Below are 15,818 nucleotides of genomic sequence, written 5' to 3'. Positions count from 1 at the left end.
CCTCTGCTAGCCTTCATCCATGGCCGACACTCTCACCGCAAGCGCGCTGACGCTGAAGGACATCGCCCGCCAGGCGGGCGTCAGCCTCGCCACGGTCGACCGCGTCCTGCACAACCGTCCGGGCGTGCGGCCGGACACGGTCCGGCGCGTCAGGGAGGCCATTGAACGCAACGCCTTCCAGCCGCACGTCGCCGCCGCGGAGCTCGCCCGCGGCCGCGCTCGCCGCTTCGCCTTCGTGATGCCGTCGGGGCCCAATCCGTTCATGCAGCAGATCGAGGCCTATCTCGGCGAGATGTCGGCCTGGCTCGCCGCCCGCCGCCTCGGCGTCGAGACGATCGCCACCGACGTGTTCGATCCGTCCGTGCTCGCAGCCTCGCTGACGGCGCTGGCGGACGATTACGACGGCGTCGCCGTGGTGGCGCTGGATCATCCGCGCGTCCGCGCCGCTATCGACGATCTCGTCGATGCCGGCACCAAGGTCGTGACGCTGGTCTCGGACGTGCCGTCGTCCCGCCGACACCATTATGTCGGCATCGACAACATTGCGGCGGGACGCACCGCCGGCGCGCTGGTCGGGCGGCTGGCCGGCGGGCGGTCCGGCAAGGTCGCGATCGTGGCGGGCTCGCAGGGTCTGCGCGACCATGCAGAGCGTATTTTCGGTTTCAACCAGGTGATGGCGGCGGAATTCCCTGGTCTCAGCGTGCTGCCGGTGCTGGAAGGGCGCGACGAGGACGAACGTTCCGGGCAGCTGCTGACGCGGCTGTTGGGCAGGCATGTTGACATTGTCGGCCTTTATAACGTCGGCGCCGGCACGCAAGGTGTCGCCAAGGCGTTGAGCGATCGGGCGTCGAGCGATGCCGGCCGCGACAAGGTCGTGTTCGTCGGGCACGACGTCACCGCGTTGACGCGGCGGCTGCTGTTGCAGGGCGTGATGGATGCGGCGATCTCGCAGAACCCCGGGCACGAAGCCCGCGCCGCCGTGCGCGTGCTGCTCGCGCTCGCCCGCGGCGAGCCGATCCTGCGCGAACAGGAGAAGATCAGGATCGACATCGTGATGCGGGACAATCTGCCCTAGCGGCAGCGCGACTTTGAACGGCAGTTTGCGGGAAAAGGCGACGAAAGTTCGCAACCCTGCGACAGGGATGAAAGGGAGGACGGCGTGTATCTCGGAATCGACACCGGCACGTCCGGTGTGAAAGCGGTGCTCGTGAGTGATGCCGGCGCGGTTCTCGCGACGGCGGTGCGCGAGCTTGCGCTGTCGCATCCCGCGCCGCTGTGGTCCGAGCAGGATCCCGATGCCTGGGTCGATGCGGCGGTCGGCGCCGTCGACGATCTCGCCGGCCGCCATCCGCGCGAGGTCGCGCAGGTGCGAGGCATCGGGCTATCGGGCCAGATGCACGGCGCGACGCTGCTCGACGAGGATGGACGGCCGCTGCGCCCTGCGATTCTTTGGAACGATGGCCGCTCGCACGCCGAATGCGTCGAGCTGGAGCGTCGCTGCCCGTCGCTGCACACGATCGCCGGCAATCTGGCAATGCCGGGTTTCACCGCGCCAAAGCTGCTCTGGGTCGCGCGGCACGAGCCGCAGATCTTCGAGCGCGTGGCAAAGGTGCTGCTGCCGAAGGCCTATGTCCGCTATCGCCTCACCGGCGAAATGGTCGAGGATATGTCCGACGCCGCAGGCACGCTGTGGCTCGATGGCGGTCTGCGCCGCTGGTCGGCCCTGCTGCTGCATGCCACCGGGCTCGATCTCCACCACATGCCGCGCCTCGTCGAAGGCAGCGGGGTCAGCGCGATGCTCGCCCCGGAATTCGCGCAGCGCTGGGGCATGGCGAAAGATGTCGTGATTGCCGGCGGCGCCGGCGATAACGCCGCGAGCGCGATCGGCCTCGGCGCGATCACACCGGGCGATGCGTTTCTGTCTCTGGGAACCTCAGGTGTGCTGTTCCGCGTCACCGATCGGTTTGCACCGGCCCCGGCTTCCGCCGTGCATGCGTTCTGCCACGCGCTGCCCGGCCTCTGGCACCAGATGGGCGTGATGCTGTCGGCCGCAGCCTCGCTGGCATGGCTCGCCGGCGTGATGGAGACGCCGGCGGCCGCGCTGCTGGCGCCGCTCGGCGAGCGCGTCGACGGACCGAGCCCGGTCAGATTCCTGCCCTATCTCGACGGCGAGCGGACGCCGCACAACGACGCCGCCGCCAGCGGCGCCTTCGCCGGTTTGCGCGGTGCGACCGGGCGCGGACAGATCGTTCAGGCCGTGCTCGAAGGCGTCGCCTTTGCTGCGCGCGACAATCTGGCGGCGCTGAGTGCGGCGAGCGGGCCGGTCGCGGAGGTTGATCTGGTCGGCGGCGGCTCGCGCTCGCCGCTGTGGGCGCAGATCTGCGCCGACGTGCTCGGCATCCCCGTCCACCGCGTCGAGGAAGGCGAGGTCGGGGCCGCGCTCGGCGCCGCACGGCTCGGCCGCATCGCTGCGACTGGCGAAGACCCGGCACAGGTTTGTGTTCGTCCGCGGCGGCTCGCGAGTTTCGCGCCACGGGCATCCGTCACTTCCGCCTACGACGATGCCTATCGCCGCTGGCGCGATCTCTATCCCGCGTTGAAGGAGCCGATTTAAGTGAACGCGCCAGCAAAATTCTTCGATGCAAGCCAACCTGTCGCCTTTTCCGGCAAGGATGCCGCGAGCCCGCTCGCCTTCCGCTGGTACGACAAGGACCGCCTCGTCCATGGCCGCAGGCTCGAGGATCATTTGCGTTTCGCAGTCTGCTATTGGCATTCGCTGTGCTGGCCGGGCGGCGATCCCTTCGGCGGCGAGACCTTTTTGCGGCCCTGGCATCACGGCACCGATGCGATGGCGCAGGCGCGCGCCAAGGCCGATGTCGCCTTCGAGCTGTTCCGCCTGCTGGATGTGCCCTTCTTCACCTTCCACGACGTCGACGCGGCGCCTGAAGGCAATTCGCTCGCCGAATCCGTTGCGAACCTCAATGCGGTCGCCGATCTGTTCGAACAGAAGATGGCCTCGGCAAAAGTCCGCCTGCTCTGGGGCACCGCCAACCTGTTCACGCACCGCCGCTACATGGCGGGCGCCGCGACCAACCCGGACCCCGAGATCTTCACCTACGCCGCCGGCCAGGTCCGCGCCGCGCTGGAGGTGACGCACCGGCTCGGCGGCCAGAACTACGTGCTTTGGGGCGGGCGCGAGGGCTACGAGACGCTGCTCAACACCGATCTCAAGCGCGAGCTCGACCAGCTCGGCCGCTTCGTGTCGCTCGTCGTCGAGCACAAGCACAAGATCGGCTTCAAGGGCCCGATCCTGATCGAGCCGAAGCCGAAGGAGCCGACCAAGCATCAATATGATTTCGACGTCGCCACCTGTTACGGCTTCCTCGCGCGCTACGACCTGCTCAAGGACGTCAAGCTCAACATCGAGCAGAACCACGCCATCCTCGCCGGCCACTCCTTCCATCACGAGGTCGCGCTCGCCGAGGCGCTCGGTGTCTTCGGCTCGCTCGACGTCAATCGCGGTGACGACCTGCTGGGCTGGGACACCGACCAGTTCGCGATGAACGTGCCCGAGCTCGCTTTGGTGTTCCACGAGATCCTGAACCGCGGCGGCTTCACCTCGGGCGGACTGAATTTCGACGCCAAAATCCGCCGCCAGTCGATCGACCCCGACGATCTGATCCATGCCCATGTTGGCTCGATGGATGCCTGCGCGCGCGCCTTCCTCGCCGCCGCGGACATGCTCGATGCCGGCGTGCTCACCGCACCGCTCACCGAGCGTTATGGCGGATGGGCCGGCAGCGAGGGCCGCGCCATTCTCGGCGGCCAGCGCTCGCTCGCCGATCTTGCCGATCGCGCGCTCGGCCCGGGCTTCGACCCGCAGCCGCGCTCGGGCCGGCAGGAATATCTGGAATCCCTGGTCAACCGCTACGTCTGAGGAAGGCCGCTGATGACACATGCTGAAGCGACACCGGTGCTCGAGCTGACCGGCATCGGCAAGGAGTTCGGCGCAATCCGCGCGCTGCACGAAGTCGACTTGAAGGTCCTTCCCGGCGAGGTCGTCGGCCTGATGGGCGACAACGGCGCGGGCAAGTCGACGCTGGTCAAGATCATCGCCGGCAATTTCCGTCCCAGCCATGGTGAGATCCGCTTCGCCGGCAGCGCGGTCCATTTCAATCGCCCGGTCGATGCACGCGCCGTCGGCATCGAGGTCGTCTACCAGGACCTCGCGCTCGCCGACAATCTGACGGCGGCGGCCAACGTCTTCCTCGGCCGCGAGCTGAAGCGCAAATTCGGCCCGCTCGCGGTGCTCGACCACAAGGCCATGGCGGCGCGCGCGCTGGAGCTGTTCGGCGAATTGCGCTCGGAAACGCGGCCCGACGATCTCGTCAAGCAGATGTCGGGCGGCCAGCGCCAGGCGGTCGCGATCGCGCGAACGCGGCTCTCCAACGCGCGGCTGGTGATGATGGACGAGCCGACGGCCGCGATCTCGGTGCGCCAGGTCGAGCAGGTGCTCGGCCTGATCCACCGGCTGAAGGAGCAGGGCGTCGCCGTGATGCTGATCTCGCACCGCATGCCCGACGTGTTCGCGGTGTGCGACCGCGTCATCGTCATGCGCCGGGGCGAGAAGCGGGCCGACAAGCCGATCCAGCAGACGTCGCCCGAGGAAGTCACTGCCCTGATCACCGGCGCGAAGGAGGCGGCGTGATGGTCATGCCCTTGGAATCCCCGATCAGCTTCACCAATGTCGGCCGGATCAGATGGTGGCAGCGCGGCATCTTCGCGTCCCAGACCGGCTATGTCCTGCTCGCGCTGGCGATCCTGCTGGTGGTCATGCATTTCGCCAGTCCCTACTTCTTCACCGAAGGCAACATGCAGAACGTGGCGAAGAACTTCTCCTTCATCGCCATCGCCACCCTCGGCGTCACCTTCGTGATCATCACCGGCGGCATCGATCTGTCGGTCGGCTCGATGATGTGCTTCTCGGCCATGATCACCTCGATGGTGATGACCGAGCTGTCGGCGCCCGGCTCGCCCGCAGGCTCGCTGTTCGTGCACATGGCGGCCGACGGCAAGACCGTGCTCGCCAACGTGCCGGGCCTGATCCTGCTGATCTCGCTTCTTGCGGGGCTCGGCGTTGCGCTGATCGCCGGCCTCGTCAACGGCTTCTGTATCGCCGTGCTGGGCCTGTCGCCCTTCGTCACCACGCTCGGCATGCTCTCGATCGTGCGCGGGCTCGGCTATGTCGTCTCGAACGGGCGCGGCAGCTTTCCGGGTGGGCCGGATGCCGACTACTTCTATGCGCTCACCTCGGGCGACGTGCTCGGCGTGCCCGTGCCTTTCATCTACCTGGTGGTCCTCGCACTGGTGATGGCCGTGGTCCTGCACCACAGCGCGTTCGGCCGCCACGTCTTCGCGCTCGGCGGCAACGAGAAGGCGGCCGAACTGACCGGCATCCCGGTCGTCCGGGTGAAGATCGAGGTCTATGTGATCTGCGCGCTCGCCGCGGGCCTCCAGGGCATCATCATCTCCGGCTGGCTCGGATCGGCGCCGGCCAACATGGCGACGTCCTACGAGCTCAACGTGATCGCGGCGGCTGTCATCGGTGGTGCCAATCTCGCCGGCGGCATCGGCGGCCCGTTGGGGGCGATCGTCGGCTGCGTGCTGCTCGAAGTGATCCGCAACGGCCTCGTGCTGGCACAGGTCAGCTCCTACTGGCAGCAGACGCTGGTGGGCGTGATCATCATACTGGCCGTGCTGGTCGACCGCATCCGCTCGCGGATGGTCTGAAGTGACGTCTTCGGGAGGGCAAAAGAACCGTCTATCCGCCTCCCGGACGATTTTTCAATGGATAGGCATAGGACGTATGGAGGAGACAATGAGGAAATTTCTACTTGCCGGCATCGCCGTCGCGATGATGGCGACGCCGGCGTTTGCCGCGAACTACCGTTTCGTGATCGTGCCCAAGGCGATGAACAATCCGTTCTTCGACTTTGCGCGCGACGGCTGTCTGAAGCGTGCCAAGGAGCTCGGCAATATCGAGTGCATCTACAAGGGACCGGTGGAACATGAGCCGGCGACGCAGGCGCAGATCATCCAGGATTTCGTCACCCAGAAAGTCGACGGCCTTGCGATCTCGGTCGCCGACGTCGCGGCCATGACCAAGTCGATCGAGGCGGCAGCCGCGGCCGGCATCCCCGTCATCACCTTCGATGCCGACGCGCCGGGCTCCAAGCGCACCGCCTATATCGGCACCAACAACAAGGAGTTCGGTGTCGCGCTCGGCAAGCAATTGCTGAAGCTTCGGCCCGACGGCGGAAAATACGCGATGGTCTCGGGCGGTCCCGGCGCCAAGAACCTCGCCGAGCGCGTCGATGGCGTCCGCGAGGCGCTGAAAGGCTCGAAATGGACCGAGGTCCCGGGCTCGCCGACCTTCTGCAACGACGATCCGGCGCTGGCGGTGCAGCAGATGACGGATATGCGCACCGCGACGCCCGACCTTGCCGCGATCGTTCCCATCGGCGGCTGGCCGATGTTCGCGCCGGAGGGCTTCAAGGCTTTCGCCAGCAGGTACAAGAAGGACATCGACTCCGGCAAGTTCACGCTCGTCGTCGCCGATACGCTGAAGATGCAGCTCGAATTGCTGCGCGACGGCTATGCCAATGCGCTGGTCGGCCAGCGTCCGTTCGAGATGGGCGAGAAGGCGATGGACACGCTGCTCGCCATGAAGAAGGGCGAGAAGGTGCCGGAGATCGTCTACACCGGCCTCGATCTCGTGACCAAGGACAACGTCGCGCAGATGTTGAAGTAGGAGCGCTGCCAGCCCCGCGCTCCTGCCATCTCTCCCGCTTGCGGATTTCGCAAGCGGGAGAGATGATCTTGGCTATTGAGACAGGACTGTTGGAAGGCAATGGGAATGAAAAGGTCGCGGCTCGGCTCTCTCGACGTCACCTCGCTCGGCCTCGGTTCCGCCCCGCTCGGCGGATTGTTCACGCCCGTCAGCGATGCCGATGCAGAGGCGACGGTCGCGCGCGCCTGGGCGCTCGGAATCCGCTTCTACGACACCGCGCCGCTCTATGGCTTTGGCCTTGCCGAGCGGCGGCTGGGCGCTTTCCTGCGGCAGCAGCCGCGTGACTCCTATGCCATCTCGACCAAGGTCGGTCGCCTGTTGCGCGCGCCTGATGGCGCTGCCGCCGAGGACGAGCACTACAAGGGCGCCGGGCGCGAGCGGCCGGTGTTCGACTTCAGCTATGACGGGGTGATGCGCTCGGTCGAGGAAAGCCTTGTCCGGCTTGGGCTCGACTGGGTCGATGTTCTCCTGGTGCATGATCCGGATGATCACTATGACGAGGCGGTGGCCGGAGCCTTCCGCGCGCTGAAACGCCTGCGCGACGACGGCACGGTCAAGGCGATCGGCGCGGGCATGAACCAGTCGGAGATGCCGGTCCGGTTTGCGCAAGCCGCACCGGTCGATTGCTTCCTGCTCGCCGGGCGCTACACGCTGCTCGACCAGGGCGCGCTGGATGCGCTGTTTCCTGTTTGCCAGGGCAGGAACATCGGCATCCTGCTCGGCGGGATCTACAACAGCGGCATCCTGGCCAATCCGCGAACGTCCGCGAAGTTCAACTACCAGGATGCCGATGCGGCGCTCGTCGCCCGTGCGCTCGCGCTCGACGAACTCTGTCGCAAGCACGGCACCGAGCTGAAGGCCGCCGCGCTCCAGTTCTGCATGGCCCATCCGGCGGTCACGATCGCTGTGATGGGCGCGCGCAACGCCGGGGAGGTTTCCGACAACATCGCAATGTCCGAGCTGGCGGTGCCGCCGGCATTCTGGCAGGAGCTGCGCGCGCGGAACCTCGTCGACGCGCGGGCCCCGTTGCCGGGCGGAGCGTAAGCCATGATCATCGACGCTCACCAGCATTTCTGGGATCCCGCGCGCGCCGACTATCCCTGGATGGACGCGCCTGAACTCGCGCCGATCCGCCGTGCCTTCGGCCCCGCCGATCTGGCGCCGCTGTTGAAAGCGAACGGCATCGACGCGAGCATCGTGGTGCAGTGCCGCTCGGCACGCGAGGAGACCGTGGAATTTTTGCAGATCGCGCATGCGACGCCTGCCGTCGTCGGCGTCGTTGGCTGGGTCGATTTGACCGACGGCGCGGTTGGCGACACGCTCGATCGGCTGCGCGCCGCGCCGGGCGGCGACAAGCTCGTCGGCATCCGCCATCAGGTCCACGACGAGGCCGATCCCGACTGGCTGCTGCGCGCGGACGTCCGGCGTGGCCTTGCCGCAATATTCGCCCGCGATCTTGCTTACGACTTCCTCGTCCGCACCCGCGAGCTGCCCGCCGCGATTGCGACGGCGCAAGCCTTTCCGCACGCGCGCTTCGTGCTCGACCACGCCGCCAAACCGCCGATCGCCGACGGGGGCAGCGCCGACTGGTCCGACCGCATCGCGGCGCTTGCAGCGTGCGGCAATGTCTGGTGCAAGGTCTCGGGGCTGGCGACGGAAGCTGTTTGGAACGATTGGGATGCGGAGCGGCTGTTTCCGTTCGTCGCGCATGCCGCGACATGTTTTGGCGAGGACCGCCTGATCTTCGGCTCCGACTGGCCGGTGTGCCTGCTCGCGGGGAGCTATGGCGCGATCAAGGGTGCGCTGGAGGCATGCCTGACGAAGCTCGGCCAGCAGCTCCGCGACAAGGCCTTTGGCGTGAATGCGGGGCGTGCCTATCGATTGGCGGAAAGCTAAAGGTTCTGTCTCATGCTTTGGATGAATTTTTCTTTTTCGCCGGGCGCGTAACCCTGGGACGCTCCATAGTACGGTTCGAATTGATTGTACGGTGCGGCCCGGTAGTGGGTCGGCCGAGGTGGCGCGTACGATCGGGTCCCGGCGTGCGCGGGCGGTCTCGATTTGATTTGGCCGGAATAGCGCCGATTGTCCCGTTTCACCGGCGCCTTCGCAGCAGCGTAATACGGGTTGACGACGCACGCCTGACCGTTGGCCGACGCCCTGCATTGGTCCATCGTCGTGTAGCTGCATCGATAGTAGGGAGTGGCTCCGAACGAGACCACGTGCAAGCAAACGGGAAAAGCCGGATCATATGTCTGAGCCTGGACGTGCCCTGCTGCCAAAGCGGTGCCCATGGTCAAAATCGTCAAAGCCAATGTGCGCATTGGACTTTCCTCCAGGCTGGCACAACACCGGTGCACTCAGACCGGAGGCAGTGTTGATCCAGGTCAACGTCAGCGGAACACGCCCATGCGCGTGCAGTGATGGGCCGCGCCAGTCTCGTCGAGAAGCCGTCGCGGTTTACCCTCCCAAGGGAGGGTAAACCGCGGTCCAGCGACCCTCACGCCCCCGCGGGCACCTGGTCCAAAAAGCCGGTGATGCTCCTGATGCGGCCGTCCTTCAGCACGGCGAAATCAGTCCCTTTGATCGGGCTGTCGACACCGTCAGGGCCGAGGCCCCAGCTGAAGCGCACATGGTCGCCGTAGCCGTTCGGCTCGCCGATCAGCTTGAACCTGAAATCGGGAAAGCGCTGCTGCACGCCGGCGATCAGCGCCTCGATGCCATCAGGGCCGTCGCCCTTCATCAGCGGATCGACATAGCTTGCGTCCGCCGTCCAGCTCTCGCTGAGCAGTTCGCGCCGGCGACCGGCGGCGCGCTCGTTCCAGAGCTCGATGTAGCGGTGGGCAATGGTGATGGGATCGGTCATGGTGCTCTCCTTCGATGGCGCCGTATTCGGCTGACCGCCACTATCAAAGGTTCGCGCGCGCAGATCGATTACCTCGGAGATCATGCGTCGGGAAAAAACTGAAGCGCGATGATGCTCTCATCGCGCTTCAGTCGCATGCGAAGTTCGCGCGAATTTACTTCGCCGCGGTGACCATGATCTCGACGGTGTATTGCGCGGCCGCCAGCTTGGCTTCCACGGTGGCGCGGGCCGGGGTGTTGCCGGGCGAGACCCAGGCGTCCCACACCGCGTTCATCTCACCGAAGGTCTTCATGTCGGTGATGTAGATCGTGGCCGAGAGCAGCTTCGACTTGTCGGTACCGGCCTTGGCGAGATGGCCGTCGATCGTCGCCAGGATGTCCTGGGTCTGCTTCGTCACGCTTTCGCCGGCGGCGTTGCTGGCGACGACACCGGCGAGATAGACGGTGTTGCCGTGCACGACGGCCTGGCTCATGCGCGGGCCGGTTTCGAAACGCTGAATGCTCATTGGGGATCTCCTGGTGGAATGGCGGCCCTGTCTAGCCCAGCGTCCCGCGCTCTGCCACCCCCGGTACGCATGCGTTGCCGGGCACGCATGCGTTGCCACCGGTGCATGCGCGGCCTTACGGAAACTGACTGAAGAACGTCCAGATCGTCTCGGCGCCGTCGATGTCGCCGTTCTGCGGCCCGAGCAGGCCGGTTGCGACCTTTGGGAAGCGGGCATCCGAAGAAAACCCGGGCATGCGGTGACCGCCTTTATTGATGCGATAAAGCACGACGTCGTGCCCTGTGGGACAGCGCGAGGTGATCCGCGTGACCGTGGACTGGTCTGCGGGCGCCCTGTCGGGCAAACCAGTCATTTCGCCGTCGTCGGTCTCGCAGCCGTTGAGCTTGCGCCAGAACGCCAGCGTCTCCTCGGTGGACCAGAACCCGTCCGCGGCAAAATAGCTCGATCCGCGTCCGCCTTCGTAGGGCACCAGCGGGTCGGCCGTGCTGTTCATCAGCAGCATCGGCAGCGGCCGCGACGGATGGCAGGTGATTGCGGCCTCATCGGTGAGATTCATGATCACGCTCGCGCCCGCCGCAAACAGGTCGGCGCGCGCGCAAACCAGCGTCATCGCCATCGCGCCGCCATTGGAGATGCCGGCGACATAGACGCGCTTTGGGTCGGCCGTGCCGTTCGCGACCAGCTTCTCGACCAGCCTTGCGATGAAGGCGACATCGTCGGTGCCCGGCGGCGGACCGCGCAGCGCGGGCCCCGCCCTGGTCCTCGCATCGGCCCAGGCATGGTTGAGCCCGTCCGGGAAGACCACGGCAAAACCTTCACGCTTGGCGACCTGCGGCCACGCCGTCCGCGCGGCCATGTCGGCGCCGCGCTGGGTCTTGCCATGCAGCACCACCACGAGCGGCACGAGCCGCTTCGCCGGCAGCTGCGCGGTGTAGGACCGCTTTACGCCGTCGATGTCGATCGTATCGGCGGATGCAGCCGAGACGGCGGCCGATGCCGCAAGACACGCTGCGATGCGCATCCACCGCCGCATGATCTATCCCACCGCCCTGGCCGCGGCACGGCCGGCATTGCGGCCCGAGAACAGGCAGCCGCCGAGAAAGGTGCCTTCCAGCGAGCGATAGCCGTGCACGCCGCCGCCGCCGAAACCGGCGGCTTCGCCCACCGCGTAGAGCCCGGGAATGACGCTGCCCTCCGCGCCGAACACGCGCGAAGAGAGGTCGGTCTCGAAGCCGCCCAGCGTCTTGCGGGTGAGGATGTTGAGCTTGACCGCGATCAGCGGCCCGTGCGCCGGGTCGAGGATACGGTGCGGGGAGGCGGTGCGGATCAGCTTGTCGCCGATGTAGCGCCGCGCATTGTGGATGTTCATCACCTGCGCATCCTTGACGTAGGGATTGGCAATCTCGCGGTCGCGCGCCTCGATCTGCATCTTGATGTGCTCGGGCTTGAGCAGGTCGCTGCCGGCAAGCTTGTTCATGGCGGCAACGAGATCCTCGATCTTGTCGCGCACGATGAAGTCGACACCATGGCTTTTGAAGGCCTCCACCGGCGCCGGCGCGCCCTTGTTGGTGGCGCGCTTGATCGTCATGCGCCAGCTCTTGCCGGTCAGGTCAGGGTTCTGCTCCGAGCCCGACAGCGCGAATTCCTTCTTGATGATGCTCTGGGTCAGGATGAACCAGGAATAATCATACCCGGTGGACATGATGTACTGGAGCTGGCCAAGCGTGTCGGAGCCGGGGAAGAGCGGCGCCGGCAACCGCGTGCCTGTTGCGTCGAACCACATCGAGGAAGGGCCGGGCAGGATGCGGATACCGTGTCGCGGCCAGATCGGTGACCAGTTCTGGATGCCCTCGACGTAATGCCACATGCGGTCGCGGTTGATCAGCCGCGCGCCGGTCTTTTCTGTGATGCCGATCATGCGGCCGTCGACATGCTCGGGCACGCCGGAGATCATGAATTTCGGCGGCGTGCCGAGCCGCTTCGGCCAGTTCTGCCGCACCAGCTCGTGATTGCCGCCGATGCCGCCGGACGCCACGATCACGGCCTGCGCCTTCAGCGCGAACTCGCCGACGACATTGCGCGACGAACTCTTGCCGCGCTCGATCGTGTCGGGCGCGAGAACGGCGCCGCTGATGCCGTCGACCGTGCCGTTGGTGATGGAGAGCGCATCGACGCGATGGCGGAACCTGAAGCTGAGCCGACCGCTTCTGACGGCCTCGCGCGCGCGGCGCTCGAACGGCTCGACGATCCCCGGCCCGGTGCCCCAGGTGACGTGGAAGCGCGGCACCGAATTGCCGTGGCCCATTGCGTCATAACCGCCGCGCTCGGCCCAGCCGACGACGGGGAAGATGCGATGGCCCATCGCGCGCAGCCAGTTGCGCTTCTCGCCCGCCGCGAACGCCACATAGGCCTCGGCCCATTGGCGCGGCCAGAAATCCTCGTCGCGGTCGAAGCCGGCCGTGCCGATCCAGTCCTGCATGGCGAGCTCGAAGGAGTCCTTGATGCCAAGCCGGCGCTGCTCCGGCGAATTGACCAGGAACAATCCGCCGAACGACCAGAATGCCTGGCCGCCGAGCGACTGCTCGCCTTCCTGGTCGACCACGATCACGCGCTTGCCCGCGTCCGCGATCTCGGTGGCGGCCACGAGGCCCGACAGGCCTGCGCCGACAACGATGACGTCCGTCTCGTCAGCCATGTGCTTCCCCCTCCATCGGTTCCCCCCTGTAGTTGCCCGGATTGAAGCCAGCGGTTGCAACTGAGATCAAGGGCGCGGCGCGCAAGACATCGTTAACTTGTTCCACTTTGGGATAGAGACCGGCCGAGTGCAGCGCGGACGCAACACTGGATTTGAATTTGGTTTGAGTAAGCCGGCCTGCCTAGACAAAACCTCGGTTACGACGGACGCTAGCAGCGCATCACCACCTGACACGCAGATTCGAATTCGACTGGGGCGGGGGACAATGAAGTTTCTGACGGGGTTGCTCGCGGCGGTTCTCCTGATCGCGGGCATGGGGGCTTCTCACGCGGTGGTTCGGATCGCGGATGACCGCGGCGGCCGGATCGGAACCTACGTCGACAAATACCAGGACCTGCGGCAATCGGGCGAAACCGTCATCATCGACGGCCTTTGCGCTTCCGCCTGCACCATCGTCCTTGGCGCCATCCCGCATGACCGCATCTGCGTGACCTCGAGCGCGACGCTCGGCTTCCACGCCGCCTGGGATTTCGGCGCCAATGGCCGCGCCGTCACCAATTCCGAAGCAACCCAGATGCTCTATGCGATGTACCCCTCGCAGGTGAGGCGCTGGATCAACCAGCGCGGTGGCCTGACACCACACATGCTCTTCCTGAAGGGCAAGCAGCTCCAGGCCATGTACAAGCCCTGCTACATGGACGCACAGGCCTCGGCGATCAAGCCAACGCGCCGGTCTCTCCCGCAATCCGAGCGGATCGAGTCCGCTCGGGGCCAGCTCCTGCACTGACATCATCAGCATGACGGGATCGTTTTAGCCCGCCAGCGGCGCCTTGCCCGCAGGCGGGCTAAAGCTTATCTGAAAACCTGGGAACCGGGGTTTTCGTCCCGGTCATTGTCATGGCTCAACCAGTGCATCCGGCCCACCCGCTACAGGAAAATTCGCCCACTGCCGGCTGGATGCGGTCCGTGCTGCTATTGGCAGGTGCAGGGATCGGCGGGCTGGTCGTGCTCGGCGCGCTCGCGCTCTGGTTCCACTACGGCAGCCAGGTGTTCTTCGAAATGATCAGGACCGGCTTCGCTGCCTGCTTCTGACTCCCGACAGGAAGTTTTCCGCTCATGAGCTCCGCCGCCCGTCCGCTGGTGATCGCGACCGCCTTCGCCGCAAGCCTCGTCGTCGGGCTCCTGATCATGTTCTGGGCCATGGGCGGGGTCGGCAAGGTGGCGCAGCCGGCGGCAATCGGCGGCCCGTTCCAGCTGACCGACCAGAACGGAAAGGCCGTCACCGACAAGAGCCTGAAGGGCAAGCCGACCCTGATCTTCTTCGGCTACACCCATTGCCCCGACGTCTGCCCGACCTCGCTGTTCGAGATCTCGGAAGTGCTGCGCGCGATGGGCAAGGACGCCGACAAGGTCAACGCCATCTTCATCTCGGTCGACCCCGAGCGCGACACGCCGGCGACGATGAAGGACTATCTGTCGAGCTTCGACCCGCATCTCGAGGGTCTCAGCGGCGATCCCGCCGAGACCGCCAAGGTGATCACCTCCTACCGGGTCTACGCCAAGAAGGTCCCGACCAAGGACGGCGACTACACCATGGACCACACCGCGCTGATCTATCTGATGGACCGCGACGGCCGCTTCGTCTCGCCGTTCAACCTGAAGCGGACGCCGGAAGAGGCCGCGGTCGAGCTGAAGCGGTATCTCTAGGCGTCCGATCAACTGCAATCGGCGCTCGCGTTCCCGGCCCGATGGTCTATAAGGCCCTCCGATCCCAACGAAATTCGTTCATTTCTGGCCGATGGCTCCATCGCAACAGGCGAAATCGTCGAAATCTGCCGGTGGCTTGCTGACGGCGCTGGCCGTCGGCGTGTGCCTGTTCGCCGGCCTGCCGGGCGCCGAGGCCCAGGCTCCGGCCAAAAAACCTCCTGCGGCGCCCCAGGCCACCCCGCAGGTCACGCCCCAGGCCGCCCCCCAGGCAGTGCCCGGCTTCTGGGACCCGCGACGGCGGCCGGAGCGGCCGGACCTGTCGCGCCTGACCGTGATCCGCTTCCTGACCGAGACCGACTATCCGCCTTTCAACTACACCGGGGCCGACGGCAATCCGGCCGGTTTCAACGTCGATCTCGCCCGCGCGCTGTGCGAGGAGATCAAGGTCACCTGCACGGTGCAGATGCGCCGCTTCGAGACGTTGGTGGACGCGCTCGCCTCCAACCGGGGCGACGCCATCATCGCCTCGATGGCGGTGAGCCCGCAGCTGCGCGCCCGCGTCGACTTCACCGATCCCTACTACCGCGTGCCCGCGCGCTTCGCCTCGCGCAAGGACGCGGTGATGCCGGAGATCCGCCCGGAATATCTCGAGGGCAAGAAGGTCGGCGTCATCGCCGGCTCCGCGCATGAAGCCTATCTCAAGGCGATGTTCACAGACGCCGAGCTGCACTCCTATCCCAGCGACGACGCGCTCCGCACCGCGCTTCGCAAGGGCGAGGTGGATTTCATCTTCGCCGACGCCATCTCGCTCGCGTTCTGGATCAACGGCACGGATTCCGGCGATTGCTGCGCCTTCTCCGGCGGCCCCTTCGTCGAGAGCCGCTTCTTCGGCGAGGGCATCGGCATCGCCGTGCGCAAGGGCAACGACGTGCTGCGCCAGGCCCTGAACTGGGCCCTGTTCCGGGTCTGGGAAAAAGGCCGCTACACCGATCTGTGGCTGCGGTATTTTTCGGTGAGCCCGTTTTAGCTGCATCGCCGCTCTTGGTTCCTCATCCTGAGGAGCTTGCGCAGCAAGCGTCTCGAAGGATGAAGGCCCCGCTGGTGGCCTCGCCCTTCGAGACGCGCGCGAAATGCGCGCTCCTCAGGGCGAGGGTCTGACACCCGCCCGCAAAATTGCATTCTGCCCGGAAATCGCTAT

General features: G+C 66.1%; 17 protein-coding genes. 12 read left to right on the top strand and 5 right to left on the bottom strand.

Features of this window, described 5'->3' with window-relative positions; all coding sequences use genetic code 11:
- Nucleotides 1-19: 19 nt before the first annotated feature.
- The 8 genes from NR187_RS34605 (at nt 20) to NR187_RS34570 (ending at nt 8,746) form a co-directional block, all read left to right on the top strand.
- Entirely contained in the window at nt 20-1,075 is a 1,056-nt protein-coding gene (locus tag NR187_RS34605) for a LacI family DNA-binding transcriptional regulator (RefSeq protein WP_211380973.1), read from the top strand.
- An 84-nt stretch (nt 1,076-1,159) separates the two neighbouring features.
- Entirely contained in the window at nt 1,160-2,614 is a 1,455-nt protein-coding gene (gene xylB / locus NR187_RS34600) for a xylulokinase (RefSeq protein WP_256809482.1), read from the top strand.
- Entirely contained in the window at nt 2,615-3,937 is a 1,323-nt protein-coding gene (gene xylA, locus NR187_RS34595) for a xylose isomerase (protein WP_211380975.1), read from the top strand.
- Nucleotides 3,938-3,949: 12 nt separating this feature from the next.
- Nucleotides 3,950-4,708 (top strand): ATP-binding cassette domain-containing protein, encoded by a 759-nt coding sequence (locus tag NR187_RS34590; RefSeq protein ID WP_211380976.1) that lies wholly within the window; start codon nt 3,950-3,952, stop codon nt 4,706-4,708.
- On the top strand, nt 4,708-5,790 hold the full coding sequence (locus NR187_RS34585) for an ABC transporter permease (RefSeq protein ID WP_211380977.1): 1,083 nt from the start codon (nt 4,708-4,710) through the stop codon (nt 5,788-5,790). Before NR187_RS34590 ends, NR187_RS34585 begins: the two co-directional genes overlap by 1 nt.
- An 88-nt stretch (nt 5,791-5,878) precedes the next feature.
- Nucleotides 5,879-6,811 carry a sugar-binding protein gene (locus tag NR187_RS34580; protein ID WP_256809481.1) on the top strand — a complete coding sequence of 311 codons (933 nt, stop codon included), beginning with the start codon at nt 5,879-5,881 and terminating at the stop codon, nt 6,809-6,811.
- 105 nt (nt 6,812-6,916) lie between these two features.
- The gene (locus tag NR187_RS34575) at nt 6,917-7,894 is read left to right on the top strand and encodes an aldo/keto reductase (protein ID WP_256809480.1); all 978 of its coding nucleotides are present in this window, start codon (nt 6,917-6,919) and stop codon (nt 7,892-7,894) included.
- 3 nt (nt 7,895-7,897) lie between these two features.
- Nucleotides 7,898-8,746 (top strand): amidohydrolase, encoded by an 849-nt coding sequence (locus tag NR187_RS34570; protein ID WP_256809476.1) that lies wholly within the window; start codon nt 7,898-7,900, stop codon nt 8,744-8,746.
- On the opposite strand, the gene NR187_RS34935 is transcribed toward NR187_RS34570, so the two are convergent.
- From NR187_RS34935 to NR187_RS34545, 5 genes are all read right to left on the bottom strand, one after another.
- Nucleotides 8,743-9,171 (bottom strand): DUF3551 domain-containing protein, encoded by a 429-nt coding sequence (locus tag NR187_RS34935; protein ID WP_306235837.1) that lies wholly within the window; start codon nt 9,169-9,171, stop codon nt 8,743-8,745. The genes NR187_RS34570 and NR187_RS34935 overlap by 4 nt on opposite strands.
- Before the next feature lie 176 nt (nt 9,172-9,347).
- Nucleotides 9,348-9,713 carry a nuclear transport factor 2 family protein gene (locus NR187_RS34560; RefSeq protein WP_256809473.1) on the bottom strand — a complete coding sequence of 122 codons (366 nt, stop codon included), beginning with the start codon at nt 9,711-9,713 and terminating at the stop codon, nt 9,348-9,350.
- 154 nt (nt 9,714-9,867) lie between these two features.
- Nucleotides 9,868-10,218 carry a RidA family protein gene (locus NR187_RS34555; protein ID WP_211380983.1) on the bottom strand — a complete coding sequence of 117 codons (351 nt, stop codon included), beginning with the start codon at nt 10,216-10,218 and terminating at the stop codon, nt 9,868-9,870.
- 115 nt (nt 10,219-10,333) lie between these two features.
- Entirely contained in the window at nt 10,334-11,251 is a 918-nt protein-coding gene (locus tag NR187_RS34550) for a PHB depolymerase family esterase (protein WP_256809472.1), read from the bottom strand.
- 3 nt (nt 11,252-11,254) lie between these two features.
- Nucleotides 11,255-12,913, bottom strand: a complete 1,659-nt coding sequence (locus NR187_RS34545) for an FAD-binding dehydrogenase (RefSeq protein WP_211380985.1) — start codon at nt 12,911-12,913, stop codon at nt 11,255-11,257.
- A gap of 265 nt (nt 12,914-13,178) precedes the next feature.
- Here NR187_RS34545 and NR187_RS34540 point away from each other — a divergent pair, with 265 nt between their 5' ends.
- From NR187_RS34540 to NR187_RS34525, 4 genes are all read left to right on the top strand, one after another.
- Nucleotides 13,179-13,700: a hypothetical protein gene (locus tag NR187_RS34540; protein ID WP_211380986.1), complete on the top strand. Its 522-nt coding sequence runs from the start codon at nt 13,179-13,181 to the stop codon at nt 13,698-13,700.
- 179 nt (nt 13,701-13,879) lie between these two features.
- The gene (locus NR187_RS34535; RefSeq protein ID WP_256809471.1) at nt 13,880-14,005 is read left to right on the top strand and encodes a hypothetical protein; all 126 of its coding nucleotides are present in this window, start codon (nt 13,880-13,882) and stop codon (nt 14,003-14,005) included.
- Nucleotides 14,006-14,029: 24 nt separating this feature from the next.
- On the top strand, nt 14,030-14,620 hold the full coding sequence (locus NR187_RS34530) for an SCO family protein (protein WP_211380988.1): 591 nt from the start codon (nt 14,030-14,032) through the stop codon (nt 14,618-14,620).
- 91 nt (nt 14,621-14,711) lie between these two features.
- Nucleotides 14,712-15,647, top strand: coding sequence for a transporter substrate-binding domain-containing protein (locus NR187_RS34525; RefSeq protein WP_211380989.1), 936 nt, complete (start codon nt 14,712-14,714; stop codon nt 15,645-15,647).
- Nucleotides 15,648-15,818 lie beyond the last annotated feature (171 nt).

This window comes from Bradyrhizobium sp. Bra64 (assembly GCF_024519875.1).
Taxonomy (GTDB): domain Bacteria; phylum Pseudomonadota; class Alphaproteobacteria; order Rhizobiales; family Xanthobacteraceae; genus Bradyrhizobium; species Bradyrhizobium japonicum_G.
Note: the sequence above shows the minus strand (reverse complement) of the source record. Positions and strands in the feature narration are given on the sequence as shown.

Excerpts from the sequence above, each read along its gene's own strand:
- NR187_RS34605 (WP_211380973.1), top strand. The coding sequence starts at position 20 with ATGGCCGACACTCTCACCGCAAGCGCGCTGACGCTGAAGGACATCGCC.
- NR187_RS34590 (WP_211380976.1), top strand. The coding sequence starts at position 3,950 with ATGACACATGCTGAAGCGACACCGGTGCTCGAGCTGACCGGCATCGGC.
- NR187_RS34585 (WP_211380977.1), top strand. The coding sequence starts at position 4,708 with ATGGTCATGCCCTTGGAATCCCCGATCAGCTTCACCAATGTCGGCCGG.
- NR187_RS34580 (WP_256809481.1), top strand. The coding sequence starts at position 5,879 with ATGAGGAAATTTCTACTTGCCGGCATCGCCGTCGCGATGATGGCGACG.
- NR187_RS34575 (WP_256809480.1), top strand. The coding sequence starts at position 6,917 with ATGAAAAGGTCGCGGCTCGGCTCTCTCGACGTCACCTCGCTCGGCCTC.
- NR187_RS34570 (WP_256809476.1), top strand. The coding sequence starts at position 7,898 with ATGATCATCGACGCTCACCAGCATTTCTGGGATCCCGCGCGCGCCGAC.
- NR187_RS34935 (WP_306235837.1), bottom strand. The coding sequence starts at position 9,171 with ATGCGCACATTGGCTTTGACGATTTTGACCATGGGCACCGCTTTGGCA.
- NR187_RS34560 (WP_256809473.1), bottom strand. The coding sequence starts at position 9,713 with ATGACCGATCCCATCACCATTGCCCACCGCTACATCGAGCTCTGGAAC.
- NR187_RS34555 (WP_211380983.1), bottom strand. The coding sequence starts at position 10,218 with ATGAGCATTCAGCGTTTCGAAACCGGCCCGCGCATGAGCCAGGCCGTC.
- NR187_RS34550 (WP_256809472.1), bottom strand. The coding sequence starts at position 11,251 with ATGCGGCGGTGGATGCGCATCGCAGCGTGTCTTGCGGCATCGGCCGCC.
- NR187_RS34545 (WP_211380985.1), bottom strand. The coding sequence starts at position 12,913 with ATGGCTGACGAGACGGACGTCATCGTTGTCGGCGCAGGCCTGTCGGGC.
- NR187_RS34540 (WP_211380986.1), top strand. The coding sequence starts at position 13,179 with ATGAAGTTTCTGACGGGGTTGCTCGCGGCGGTTCTCCTGATCGCGGGC.
- NR187_RS34530 (WP_211380988.1), top strand. The coding sequence starts at position 14,030 with ATGAGCTCCGCCGCCCGTCCGCTGGTGATCGCGACCGCCTTCGCCGCA.
- NR187_RS34525 (WP_211380989.1), top strand. The coding sequence starts at position 14,712 with ATGGCTCCATCGCAACAGGCGAAATCGTCGAAATCTGCCGGTGGCTTG.